General features: G+C 58.0%; 11 protein-coding genes, 4 tRNA genes and 1 rRNA gene. All 16 read right to left on the bottom strand.

What is annotated here, in order from left to right; all coding sequences use genetic code 11:
* Positions 1-17: 17 nt before the first annotated feature.
* Positions 18-4091, bottom strand: coding sequence for a DNA-directed RNA polymerase subunit beta (rpoB, locus tag WFQ67_RS06185; protein ID WP_173180336.1), 4074 nt, complete (start codon positions 4089-4091; stop codon positions 18-20).
* A 217-nt stretch (positions 4092-4308) separates the two neighbouring features.
* Positions 4309-4677 carry a 50S ribosomal protein L7/L12 gene (gene rplL, locus WFQ67_RS06180; protein WP_111261964.1) on the bottom strand — a complete coding sequence of 123 codons (369 nt, stop codon included), beginning with the start codon at positions 4675-4677 and terminating at the stop codon, positions 4309-4311.
* A gap of 82 nt (positions 4678-4759) precedes the next feature.
* Positions 4760-5260 carry a 50S ribosomal protein L10 gene (rplJ, locus tag WFQ67_RS06175; RefSeq protein ID WP_021217010.1) on the bottom strand — a complete coding sequence of 167 codons (501 nt, stop codon included), beginning with the start codon at positions 5258-5260 and terminating at the stop codon, positions 4760-4762.
* 210 nt (positions 5261-5470) lie between these two features.
* Positions 5471-6166, bottom strand: a complete 696-nt coding sequence (gene rplA / locus WFQ67_RS06170; protein ID WP_111261965.1) for a 50S ribosomal protein L1 — start codon at positions 6164-6166, stop codon at positions 5471-5473.
* Positions 6167-6598, bottom strand: a complete 432-nt coding sequence (rplK, locus tag WFQ67_RS06165) for a 50S ribosomal protein L11 (RefSeq protein ID WP_173180337.1) — start codon at positions 6596-6598, stop codon at positions 6167-6169.
* 118 nt (positions 6599-6716) lie between these two features.
* Positions 6717-7250 carry a transcription termination/antitermination protein NusG gene (nusG, locus tag WFQ67_RS06160; protein WP_111261967.1) on the bottom strand — a complete coding sequence of 178 codons (534 nt, stop codon included), beginning with the start codon at positions 7248-7250 and terminating at the stop codon, positions 6717-6719.
* A gap of 9 nt (positions 7251-7259) precedes the next feature.
* Entirely contained in the window at positions 7260-7628 is a 369-nt protein-coding gene (gene secE, locus WFQ67_RS06155; protein ID WP_021217006.1) for a preprotein translocase subunit SecE, read from the bottom strand.
* 46 nt (positions 7629-7674) lie between these two features.
* Positions 7675-7750, bottom strand: a tRNA-Trp gene (locus WFQ67_RS06150).
* A 53-nt stretch (positions 7751-7803) separates the two neighbouring features.
* Complete coding sequence (gene tuf, locus WFQ67_RS06145; RefSeq protein ID WP_175384238.1) at positions 7804-8997, bottom strand: elongation factor Tu; 1194 nt, start codon at positions 8995-8997, stop codon at positions 7804-7806.
* Between the two features lie 85 nt (positions 8998-9082).
* Positions 9083-9158: transfer RNA gene (locus WFQ67_RS06140), tRNA-Thr, on the bottom strand.
* Positions 9159-9184: 26 nt separating this feature from the next.
* Positions 9185-9258, bottom strand: a tRNA-Gly gene (locus WFQ67_RS06135).
* Positions 9259-9283: 25 nt separating this feature from the next.
* Positions 9284-9368: transfer RNA gene (locus WFQ67_RS06130), tRNA-Tyr, on the bottom strand.
* A 143-nt stretch (positions 9369-9511) separates the two neighbouring features.
* Entirely contained in the window at positions 9512-10195 is a 684-nt protein-coding gene (locus WFQ67_RS06125; RefSeq protein ID WP_337056405.1) for an SPOR domain-containing protein, read from the bottom strand.
* Between the two features lie 8 nt (positions 10196-10203).
* Entirely contained in the window at positions 10204-10950 is a 747-nt protein-coding gene (locus WFQ67_RS06120; RefSeq protein WP_213628209.1) for a pantothenate kinase, read from the bottom strand.
* Complete coding sequence (gene birA, locus WFQ67_RS06115; protein ID WP_213628208.1) at positions 10940-11896, bottom strand: bifunctional biotin--[acetyl-CoA-carboxylase] ligase/biotin operon repressor BirA; 957 nt, start codon at positions 11894-11896, stop codon at positions 10940-10942. The genes WFQ67_RS06120 and birA overlap by 11 nt, the downstream gene beginning before the upstream one ends.
* A gap of 187 nt (positions 11897-12083) precedes the next feature.
* Positions 12084-12170, bottom strand: a 5S ribosomal RNA gene (rrf, locus tag WFQ67_RS30330); the annotation flags it as partial.

Genomic DNA, 12170 nt, shown 5'->3' with positions numbered 1-12170 from the left:
CGTATGGGCGTCTCGTGTTATTCGGTTTCCAGTTCGATGTCGATGCCGAGCGACCGGATCTCTTTGATCAACACGTTGAAGGACTCGGGCATGCCAGCCTCCATGCGGTGATCCCCGTCCACGATGTTCTTGTACATCTTGGTACGGCCGTTCACGTCGTCCGACTTCACGGTCAGCATTTCCTGCAGGGTGTAGGCAGCGCCGTAGGCTTCCAGCGCCCAGACCTCCATCTCCCCGAAACGCTGGCCACCGAACTGCGCCTTACCACCCAGCGGCTGCTGGGTAACCAGGCTGTAAGAGCCGGTGGAACGTGCGTGCATCTTGTCGTCGACCAGGTGGTTCAGCTTCAGCATGTACATGTAGCCGACGGTGGTCGGACGCTCGAACATGTTGCCGGTACGACCGTCGAACAGGCGCATCTGACCACTTTCCGGCAGATCGGCCAGCTTCAGCATGGCCTTGATCTCGCGTTCCTTGGCACCGTCGAACACCGGGGTAGCCATCGGCACACCAGCACGCAGGTTCTTGGCCAGGTCGAGGATTTCCTGGTCGCCCAGTTCATCCAGGTTTTCCTGACGACCACCGATCTCGTTGTAGATCTCGTGGAGGAACTTGCGCAGCTCGGCGACCTTGCGCTGCTCTTCGAGCATGCGGTTGATCTTCTCGCCCAGGCCCTTGGCCGCGAGCCCCAGGTGGGTTTCGAGGATCTGGCCGACGTTCATACGCGACGGTACGCCCAGCGGGTTGAGGACGATGTCCACCGGGGTGCCATTGGCATCGTGGGGCATGTCTTCGACCGGCATGATCACGGAGACCACACCCTTGTTACCGTGGCGGCCCGCCATCTTGTCGCCCGGCTGGATGCGACGCTTGATGGCCAGGTAGACCTTGACGATCTTCAGTACGCCCGGAGCCAGGTCGTCGCCTTGCTGCAGCTTGCGCTTCTTGTCTTCGAACTTGTCGTCGAGCAGCTGGCGGCGATCGGAGAGATAGGCCTGGGCCTTTTCCAACTGCTCGTTCAGTGCGTCGTCAGACATGCGCAGCTTGAACCACTGACCATGGTCGAGGCCGTCGAGGAAGGCGTCATCGATCTCGGCACCTTTCTTCAGGCCAGCGCCGCCTTCGGCCTTGGCACCGACCAGGGCGGAGCGCAGACGTTCGAAGGTAGCGCCTTCGACGATGCGGAACTCTTCGTTCAGGTCCTTGCGGATCTCGTCGAGCTGCATCTTCTCGATGGCCAGCGCACGGCTATCGCGCTCCACGCCGTCACGGGTGAAGACCTGGACGTCGATGACGGTGCCCTTGGTGCCGGTCGGCACGCGCAGGGAGGTGTCCTTAACGTCGGAAGCCTTCTCACCGAAGATGGCGCGCAGCAGCTTCTCTTCCGGAGTCAGCTGGGTCTCGCCTTTCGGGGTGACCTTGCCGACCAGGATGTCGCCAGCACCGACTTCGGCACCCACGTAAACGATGCCCGCTTCGTCCAGCTTGTTCAGCGCTGCTTCACCCACGTTCGGGATGTCAGCGGTGATTTCTTCTGGGCCGAGCTTCGTGTCACGCGCCACACAGGTCAGTTCCTGGATGTGGATGGTGGTGAAGCGATCTTCCTGGACCACACGCTCGGAGAGGCAGATGGAGTCTTCGAAGTTGAAGCCGTTCCAGGGCATGAACGCAACGCGCATGTTCTGACCGAGAGCCAGTTCACCCATGTCGGTGGACGGACCGTCGGCGAGGATGTCGCTGCGGGAGACCTGGTCACCCTTCTGCACCAGCGGGCGCTGGTTGATGCAGGTGTTCTGGTTGGAACGGGTGTATTTGGTCAGGTTGTAGATGTCGACACCGGCTTCACCGGTTTCGACTTCGTCGTCATTGACGCGGACCACGATACGGCTGGCATCGACGGAGTCGATCACGCCGCCACGACGGGCCACGACGCAGACGCCGGAGTCACGGGCGACATTGCGCTCCATGCCGGTACCGACCAGGGGCTTGTCGGCACGCAGGGTCGGCACGGCCTGACGCTGCATGTTCGAACCCATGAGTGCACGGTTGGCGTCGTCGTGCTCGAGGAACGGAATCAGCGAGGCAGCGACGGAAACAACCTGCTTCGGCGAAACGTCCATGAGGGTGACGTCTTCCGGCGCCTTGACGGTGAACTCGTTCAGGTGACGCACGGCCACCAGTTCGTCGATCAGCTGGCCCTTCTCGTTCAGGGTCGCGGACGCCTGGGCGATGACGTGGTCGGCCTCTTCGATTGCGGAGAGGAAGACGATCTCGTCGGTCACCTGGGTGCCTTTTACAACACGGTACGGGCTTTCCAGGAAGCCGTACTGGTTGGTGCGGGCATAGGTGGCAAGGGAGTTGATCAGACCGATGTTCGGACCTTCAGGGGTCTCGATCGGGCACACGCGGCCGTAGTGGGTCGGGTGTACGTCGCGGACTTCGAAGCCGGCGCGCTCACGGGTCAGACCACCTGGGCCGAGTGCGGAGACACGGCGCTTGTGGGTGATTTCGGAGAGCGGGTTGTTCTGGTCCATGAACTGCGAGAGCTGGCTGGAACCGAAGAATTCCTTGATCGCGGCAGCCACCGGCTTGGCGTTGATCAGGTCTTGCGGCATCAGGCCTTCGCTTTCGGCCATCGACAGACGTTCCTTGACCGCACGCTCGACGCGCACGAGACCGACACGGAACTGGTTCTCGGCCATCTCGCCGACGCAACGTACGCGACGGTTACCCAGGTGGTCGATGTCGTCGACGATACCCTTGCCGTTACGGATGTCGACCAGGGTCTTGAGGACCTCGACGATGTCTTCCTTGCTCAGCACGCCCGAACCTTCGATCTCGGTGCGACCGATACGACGGTTGAACTTCATGCGGCCGACGGCGGACAGGTCGTAACGTTCGGCGCTGAAGAACAGGTTGTTGAACAGGGTCTCGGCGGCTTCCTTGGTCGGCGGCTCACCGGGACGCATCATGCGGTAGATCTCGACCAGGGCTTCCAGCTGGTTGCCGGTGGAGTCGATCTTCAGGGTGTCGGAGATGAACGGACCGCAGTCGATGTCGTTGGTATACAGGGTCTCGATGCGAACGACCTGAGCCTTGGCGATCTTCACCAGGACGTCGGTGGTCAGCTCGGTGTTGCACTCGGCGATGATCTCGCCGGTGGCCGGATGCACGATCGCCTTGGCGGTGGTGCGGCCGAGAACGTAGTCCAGCGGGACTTCCAGTTCCTTGATGCCGGCCTTTTCCAACTGGTTGATGTGGCGCGCGGTGATGCGGCGGCCTTGCTCAACGATGACCTTGCCGTTCTCGTCCTTGATGTCGAACACGGCGATTTCGCCGCGCAGACGGTGAGGCACGAGCTCCAGGTGCAGGATCTCGCCTTTCACGTGGAAAACGTTGGTCGCATAGAAGGCATCGAGCACTTCTTCAGTGCTGTAGCCGAGCGCGCGCAGCAGTACCGAAGCCGGCAGCTTGCGGCGACGGTCGATACGAACGAATACGCAGTCCTTCGGGTCGAACTCGAAGTCCAGCCAGGAGCCGCGGTAGGGGATGATGCGAGCGGAGTACAGCAGCTTGCCCGAGCTGTGGGTCTTGCCGCGGTCGTGGTCGAAGAACACGCCCGGAGACCGGTGCAGCTGGGAGACGATGACGCGCTCGGTACCGTTGATGATGAAGGTACCGTTCTCGGTCATCAGGGGGATTTCCCCCATGTAGACTTCCTGCTCCTTGATGTCCTTGATCGCCTTGTTCGACGACTCTTTGTCGAAAATGATCAGACGGACTTTGACTCGCAGCGGCACGGCGAAGGTTACGCCGCGCAGCACGCATTCCTTGACATCGAAAGCCGGCTCGCCCAGGCGATAGCCGACGTATTCCAGAGCGGCGTTACCGGAATAGCTGATAATCGGGAATACAGACTTGAAGGCCGCGTGCAGGCCGATATCACGAAACTGGTCCTTGCTCGCGCCCGCCTGCAGGAATTCGCGATACGAATCCAGCTGGATGGCCAGGAGGTAGGGTACATCCATGACGTCCGGCAACTTGCTAAAGTCTTTGCGGATACGTTTTTTCTCAGTGTATGAGTAAGCCATCAGCGTTCCCCAGCTTGGTCACCTGCTTGTTTGGCTCCCCCGACGGGAGTAGCCAGAAAATCGTGCAAACCCCTTGGTTTGCGCCACCTCTCGGGTGGTTTTTCACGTTCCGGTGGAGGCATGCGCCGGCCACCTAGAACGGAAAAAGGCCGGTGGCATAAGCCACCAGCCATCAGCCTCGCGCGAGTCGCTCGGGCTGTAGACGCAAAGTCGTCGCTTACTTGAGCTCGACTTTGGCGCCAGCTTCTTCCAGAGCCTTCTTGGCAGCTTCGGCTTCTTCTTTCGAAGCGCCTTCTTTGACAACGCCCGGGGCGCCGTCAACAACAGCCTTGGCTTCTTTCAGGCCCAGACCGGTCAGTTCGCGAACGACTTTGATGACGTTCACTTTCTTGTCGCCGGCTTCGGTCAGAACGATGTTGAACTCGGTTTGCTCTTCAGCAGCGGCAGCGGCAACAGCCGGGCCAGCAGCAACGGCAGCAGCGGCGGTAACGCCGAATTTCTCTTCCATTGCCTTGATCAGTTCAACAACTTGCATCACGGACATTTCGGATACGGCGTTGATGATGTCTTCGTTGGTCAGAGCCATGACTCTAATTCCTGTATAGATGGACAGCCTTTAACGGCCATCGAATTAAACGAGTTTACGTAGAAGAAGCAGCGCGCCTGGATCAGGCAGCAGCGCTTTCCTTCTGGTCGCGAATTGCCGCCAGGGTACGAGCCAGCTTGCTGGTAGCGCCTTGAATCACGCTCATCAGCTGCGATACGGCCTCGTCGTAGGTCGGCAGAGTTGCCAGTACGTCGATCTGGTTAGCTGCGATCAGCTTGCCTTCGAACGCGGCAGCCTTGATCTCGAACTTGTCCTGACCCTTCGAGAACTCCTTGAAGATACGAGCGGCAGCGCCCGGATGTTCGTTGGAGAACGCGATCAGGGTCGGGCCTTTGAACACGTCGCCGAGGACTTCGAAAGAAGTACCTTCAACGGCGCGACGAGCCAGGGTGTTACGCACGACTTTCACGTACACACCAGCCTCGCGGGCCTCTTTACGGAGTCCGGTCATGGCTCCCACGGTCACGCCACGGGCATCAGCCACGACAGCGGACAGGGCAGCTTTGGCAGCCTCGTTGACTTCAGCGACGATGGCCTTCTTGTCTTCGAGTTTAATTGCCACGGGTTCACTCCTGGATGTTACCGGTTCGTCCAGCCGGGGCCGGACGGCGTTTTGGTGTCTGATTCGGTAAACGAATCGGGAGCACCATCTGCGTAGGCTCGGGAAAGATTTCCCGGTTTGAGGCTTTCACCGCCTACGGTCTTGGATAGCCCCCGCCAGGCAGGGACCCCAATACCTGCGCAGCGGGCGTACCCGCTGCGACTTCATTCCTTAGGCTTCCAGGGAAGCCTGATCGATCTGCAGACCCGGGCCCATGGTGGTGCTCAGGGTCACGCGCTGAACGTACACACCCTTGGAGGTGGAGGGCTTCAGGCGCTTCAGGTCAACCAGCAGAGCTTCGACGTTCTGCTTCAGTTTGACCGGCTCGAAATCGATCTTGCCAACGGAGGCGTGGATGATGCCGTTCTTGTCGGTACGGAAACGCACCTGACCAGCCTTGGCATTCTTCACGGCGGTGGCCACGTCCGGAGTCACGGTACCAACCTTCGGGTTCGGCATCAGGCCGCGCGGACCGAGAATCTGGCCCAGCTGACCGACAACACGCATCGCGTCCGGGGAGGCGATGACGACGTCATAGTTCAGGTCGCCGCCCTTCATTTCGGCAGCCAGCTCGTCCATGCCTACGCGGTCAGCGCCGGCAGCCAGAGCAGCTTCAGCGCCCGGACCCTGGGTGAACACGGCAACGCGAACGCTTTTGCCGGTGCCGTTCGGCAGCACGGTAGCGCCACGTACGACCTGGTCGGATTTACGCGGATCAACGCCCAGGTTGATGGAGATATCAACGGACTCTTTGAACTTGATGGTCGACAGCTCAGCCAGCAGTTTGGCGGCGTCTTCGAAACCGTATTGTTTGCCGGCTTCGATTTTCTCGGCGATAGCCTTCTGGCGCTTGGTCAGCTTAGCCATTTACACACCCTCCACGTTCAGGCCCATGCTACGAGCGGAACCGGCGATGGTACGCACGGCCGCATCCAGGTCAGCTGCAGTCAGATCAGCCTGTTTTGCCTTGGCGATATCTTCCAGCTGAGCACGGGTAACGGTGCCGACTTTCTGGCTGTTCGGGCGAGCAGAGCCGCTGGTGATGCCAGCCGCTTTCTTCAGAAGCACGGAAGCCGGGGTGCTTTTGGTTTCGAAAGTGAAGCTGCGGTCGCTGTAGACAGTGATGATCACGGGAGTCGGCAGACCGGGCTCCATGCCCTGGGTCTTGGCGTTGAACGCCTTGCAGAATTCCATGATGTTCACGCCATGCTGACCCAGAGCCGGGCCGACCGGCGGGGACGGGTTGGCTTGAGCAGCCTTCACTTGCAGCTTGATATAAGCCTGAATCTTCTTAGCCATCTATAACTCCAATTGCGGGTTCGAACGCCCTGAGGCTCCCCGTTTGCTTGCGCGTTTATCCCAGTGACGACAAAACCCCGCAACCATTGGCTGCGGGGTATGGGATGCCTATTTTCAGCTATGCCTTCTCGACCTGGCTGAACTCCAACTCCACCGGCGTGGAGCGGCCGAAGATGAGCACGGCAACCTGAATCCGGCTCTTCTCGTAATTAACCTCTTCAACGACACCATTGAAGTCCGCGAACGGGCCATCAATGACACGAACCGTTTCGCCCGGCTCGAACAATGTCTTGGGCTTGGGCTTGTCGCCGCTATCAGCGACGCGACGCAGGATCGCCTCAGCCTCTTTGTCGGTGATAGGCGCCGGCTTGTCGGCGGTACCACCAATGAAACCCATTACACGAGGAGTGTCCTTGACCAAGTGCCAAGTCCCCTCGTTCATTTCCATCTGAACAAGCACGTAACCAGGGAAGAACTTGCGCTCACTTTTGCGCTTCTGGCCATTCCGCATCTCCACCACTTCTTCGGTAGGGACCAGAATCTCGCCAAAACCATCTTCCATGCCGGCAAGCTTGACGCGCTCCACCAGCGAACGCATTACATGCTTTTCATAACCGGAGTAGGCATGCACAACGTACCAACGCTTAGCCACGGCGCACCCTTAACCTACAATCATCGAAACAAGCCAACCGAGCAGGGAATCGAGCCCCCACAGCAGCAGCGCCATTACCAGAACAACAGCCACAACGATAAGCGTGGTCTGCGTGGTTTCCTGACGAGTCGGCCAAACGACCTTGCGGATCTCCGCACGCGCCTCTTTAGCCAGAACAAAGAATGCTTGCCCCTTGGCAGTCTGCAGCGCTACAAAGGCAGCACCCGCACCCAGAACAAGCAGAACAAGAACGCGATAGATGATCGGCTCAGCAGAAAAATACTGATTACCAACCACACCAACCGCGACGATAGCAGCCACAACGATCCACTTCAGAACGTCGAAGCGTGTTTCTTTGGCTTCAGCCTTGGCATTCATCAGCTAGGACCTTGTGAATATTTGCCAAACTTCCTTCTTGGAAATTTGGCAGGCCAGGAGGGAATCGAACCCCCAACCTGCGGTTTTGGAGACCGCCGCTCTGCCAATTGAGCTACTGGCCTGTAACGAAGTCAGGCCGACCATTATGCCGGCCTGACGGAGTTAGATCAACCGATTACTCGATGATCTTGGCAACCACGCCGGCACCAACGGTACGGCCGCCTTCGCGAATCGCGAAACGCAGACCGTCTTCCATGGCGATCGGAGCGATCAGGGTGACAACCATCTTGATGTTGTCGCCCGGCATTACCATCTCAACGCCTTCCGGCAGTTCGCAGTTACCGGTCACGTCGGTGGTACGGAAGTAGAACTGCGGACGGTAGCCCTTGAAGAACGGGGTGTGACGACCACCTTCTTCCTTGGACAGAACGTACACTTCGCACTCGAACTTGGTGTGCGGCTTGATGGTGCCCGGCTTGGCCAGAACCTGGCCACGCTCTACGTCGTCACGCTTGGTGCCGCGCAGCAGGATACCAACGTTCTCACCAGCACGACCTTCGTCGAGCAGCTTGCGGAACATTTCAACGCCGGTGCAGATGGTCTTGCTGGTATCACGGATACCAACGATTTCCACTTCTTCCTGGACCTTGACGATACCGCGCTCAACACGACCGGTAACCACGGTGCCGCGGCCGGAGATGGAGAACACGTCTTCGATCGGCATCAGGAACGGCTGGTCGATGGCACGAACCGGCTCCGGAATGTAGGAGTCCAGGGTCTCTACCAGCTTGCGAACAGCGGAGACGCCGATTTCGTTGTCGTCTTTGCCTTCCAGCGCCATCAGCGCGGAACCGATTACGATCGGAGTGTCGTCGCCCGGGAAGTCGTAGGTGTTCAGCAGATCGCGAACTTCCATTTCGACCAGTTCCAGCAGCTCGGCGTCGTCAACCATGTCGGCCTTGTTCAGGAACACGACGATGTAGGGAACGCCTACCTGACGGGACAGCAGGATGTGCTCGCGAGTCTGCGGCATGGGGCCGTCAGCAGCGGAGCAAACCAGGATAGCGCCGTCCATCTGAGCAGCACCGGTGATCATGTTCTTCACGTAGTCAGCGTGACCGGGGCAGTCAACGTGAGCGTAGTGACGAACAGCGGAGTCGTACTCAACGTGGGAGGTGTTGATGGTGATACCGCGAGCTTTCTCTTCCGGCGCGTTGTCGATCTGGTCGAAAGCGCGAGCAGAACCACCCCAGGTCTCGGAGCAGACTTTGGTCAGAGCAGCAGTCAGGGTGGTCTTGCCATGGTCTACGTGACCAATGGTGCCGACGTTGACGTGCGGTTTGTTACGTTCGAATTTTTCTTTAGCCATCGAGAACGTCTCCCATCAAAGAATTGAGCGAGTCACGCCACCATTAAAACAAAGGCAGATATTTACATATCTGCCTTTGTTGAGATGGAGCTCATGAGCGGAATCGAACCGCTGACCTCACCCTTACCAAGGGTGTGCTCTACCAGCTGAGCTACATGAGCCAAACACATTGCATGAACATCAAACCTGGAGCGGGTAGCGGGAATCGAACCCGCATCATCAGCTTGGAAGGCTGAGGTTCTACCACTGAACTATACCCGCGGAGCCCGGTGCTCACGCTTGAATCTGGTGGAGGGAGAAGGATTCGAACCTTCGAAGTCTATGACGTCAGATTTACAGTCTGATCCCTTTGGCCGCTCGGGAATCCCTCCAATCGGGAGGCGGCATTTTCATTCTCTGCCACCCTACTGTCAAGCATTTTCTCATTTAAATCTTGAGGTTAGCTTACTTTGACAGCAGCTCCGCAGTTCCACTTTTTCAGCCTAGCTGCGAAGCGGGCGCCATTCTATTCAAACTATCTGGAGGATGCAACGTTTTCGCACGGCATTATTTTATGTTGGAGCCCAGCGAAGTCCCGAGCCAGTTCCCCAAGCAACGCATCATCAGCTAGACGTCGGCTTTCCGGGGCGATGCGAACCCAGAAATCTCGATGAGAGCGCGCGAGTTCGCGCATGGAAGGTTCATAACCCGCATCCTTCAAACGCGCCATCACGCTTTCAGCGGAGTCCATCCGCGGAAAAATCCCCAGCGAAATGCCGTTCTGCAAGTCACCCTGACTGATGATGTAGCTGTCTATTTTCCGCGCCTGAAGCTCCTTGAGTTGACGCAACGATGCCTGCCGCGATGCCAGCGGAGCGAGATAGACCCAATAATCCACTCCGGCGGCCGCATCGACTTCTTGAACCTGCCCCTGAATATCAAGCGCGACCAGGCGCTGCTCAACCTCCCTTGCCTGGGCTTCCTGCTCAAAACTTCCAAGGTATAGGCATGCATTCTGCTCAGCCGTAGCCTGCTGCACCGATTGCTCTTCATGCCTGGGCCTGGCGTCTTTCGACTCACTCAGTAGCCGGATGTCCTGCTGCCCTCCTCTATATAAAGAGAGCGTTTCCACTTCTTTAGCGCGCAGAGGCGCCTGCTGTTGATGCCACACGTAATAGAAAAGATTGAGAACCAGCAAAAGCAGAAACATCCAACGCATGACAAACCTCAAGGTAACGGGCAGGCAATCGCCAATCCAACGAACACAAGATCCGGAAGGACTTTGGCCTGGGGAAACTCATCCTTCACCAGAAAGGCATCTCCACCTGTCAGATAGAGCTCGAAGCAACCTCCCAGCCAGTCCCTCGCCTGCACAACCTGGGTGTGCACAAAACCTTGCAACATCAACAGGCAGCCTCGCTCTACAGCCTCGACTGTTGAGCGCCCCGGCACCATTTCCTGCAGAGCTCGCTCTGCGGCGTCATCGCCATACCGGATACGTCGAGTATGCGTTCGCAACTGATTACGCATGAGCGGCATTCCTGGACAGATGAAGCCGCCAAGATGTTCCCCCGCTGCAGAAACGAAGTCGGAGGTAACCGCCGTACCAAGATCCAGGACCAGACATGCACTATTCGACAGATGATAAGCCCCAAGAACAGCAAGCCATCGATCAAGCCCCAGGCGCTGAAAATCGTCATAGCCGTTGCGCACCCCAGCCATCTCCCTGGAAGGCTGAGCACAAGCAGATTCGATAGCAAAGGCCGCGCGCAATTTATCCATGAGCCGATGGGTTTCATCGTCGGTACGCACGCTTACGAGGCGACACCAGCTCAGCTCAATCTTGGATGTCGAGAGCACCGCGATCAGCTCATCCTCGGAACCTACGATACCTCCGGCAAGAACTCGCATCTCGGTAGTAGAGATCACGCGCCACTTGATGAAGCTGTTACCGCAATCAAGCTCAAGAATCATTACGCAACCTCAAACTGAGCTCTCCGCCACTGAAAATCTTCTCGGAACCATCAACATCCATTCGCAGGGCACCACTATCGTCCACCCCCAGAATGACGCCATCGACACGCTGTTTGCCCGCAATCAGCGAGGCCTGCCTCCCGCGCCAGAGATGGTCAGCCTCCCACTCAGCCCGCAGGACCTTGAAGCCCTCGCGATGACATTGCGCCAGACAGTAATTCAGCTGCTCAAGAACATTTATGGCAAGCGCGGTTCGATCAAAAAAACCACCACTTTCGAGAACAATGGAGGTCCAGGGCTGACTTATCTCCGCGTTAGCCCCACGCATATTGACGTTGATGCCGATACCAATAATGACACTGCAGATGTCTGCGGGATCCCCAATCAACTCCAGAAGAATTCCCGCTATCTTGCGGTCATTGACCAGAATATCGTTGGGCCACTTGAGCCCAAGACCAGAGAGCCCGCTCAAACGTATTGCTCGCAGGACAGCCAGCCCTACTATGAGACTAAGGCCCTCTAGATGGCCCACGCCCCCCTCGACGCGCAAGCCCACGCTGCAGTAAAGATTCTGCCCATAGGGGCTGACCCATTCCCGACCGCGCCTGCCGCGACCGCCGGTCTGGTGCTCTGCCAGGACAGCAAAAGGAGTCTCGGCTCCAGCGGCGATACGCCGCATGACTTCAGCATTAGTGGAATCGACGGTTTCAACAACAGCACAGGAAAAGCCCGGCACGCCGTCATTCAGCCTTGCGGGATCAAGAAGACTCATCGGAGCTTCCAATCGGTAGCCTTTGCCACGCAGCTTATGAAACCGGACGTCGTAGTTCGCCTCGAGAGATTGCAATTGCTTCCAGACGGCACTTCGACTAACACCGAGCGCCCGCCCCAACTCCTCACCGGAGTGAAACTGGCCGTCCTGTAGGAGCTTCAATAAGGTAAGCATGCGCGCACCGTCTCAGAATGAGGCACGCATCATAGCCATGCATGCTGGGATTGCATAGAAAAGTACAGATTGGAATAGGCCATATAGTCGAAAGGACATTCGACAAATCTCGACGCTGTGGCCGATTTTCTTAAGCGCAAAGTCAAACCCCCGACCTTCTTGTGAAGATCGGGGGTTTGGTATAGGTGCTTGACGATGACCTACTCTCACATGGAGAAACTCCACACTACCATCGGCGATGCATCGTTTCACTACTGAGTTCGGGATGGGATCA

Origin of the sequence: Pseudomonas sp. USHLN015, assembly GCF_037153275.1 — a bacterium.
In the GTDB taxonomy this organism is placed as follows: domain Bacteria; phylum Pseudomonadota; class Gammaproteobacteria; order Pseudomonadales; family Pseudomonadaceae; genus Metapseudomonas; species Metapseudomonas tohonis.
Note: the sequence above shows the minus strand (reverse complement) of the source record. Positions and strands in the feature narration are given on the sequence as shown.

Coding starts and splice junctions, on each gene's coding strand:
- rpoB (WP_173180336.1), bottom strand. CDS start 4,091: ATGGCTTACTCATACACTGAGAAAAAACGTATCCGCAAAGACTTTAGC.
- rplL (WP_111261964.1), bottom strand. CDS start 4,677: ATGGCTCTGACCAACGAAGACATCATCAACGCCGTATCCGAAATGTCC.
- rplA (WP_111261965.1), bottom strand. CDS start 6,166: ATGGCTAAGCTGACCAAGCGCCAGAAGGCTATCGCCGAGAAAATCGAA.
- rplK (WP_173180337.1), bottom strand. CDS start 6,598: ATGGCTAAGAAGATTCAGGCTTATATCAAGCTGCAAGTGAAGGCTGCT.
- secE (WP_021217006.1), bottom strand. CDS start 7,628: ATGAATGCCAAGGCTGAAGCCAAAGAAACACGCTTCGACGTTCTGAAG.
- tuf (WP_175384238.1), bottom strand. CDS start 8,997: ATGGCTAAAGAAAAATTCGAACGTAACAAACCGCACGTCAACGTCGGC.
- WFQ67_RS06125 (WP_337056405.1), bottom strand. CDS start 10,195: ATGCGTTGGATGTTTCTGCTTTTGCTGGTTCTCAATCTTTTCTATTAC.
- WFQ67_RS06120 (WP_213628209.1), bottom strand. CDS start 10,950: ATGATTCTTGAGCTTGATTGCGGTAACAGCTTCATCAAGTGGCGCGTG.
- birA (WP_213628208.1), bottom strand. CDS start 11,896: ATGCTTACCTTATTGAAGCTCCTACAGGACGGCCAGTTTCACTCCGGT.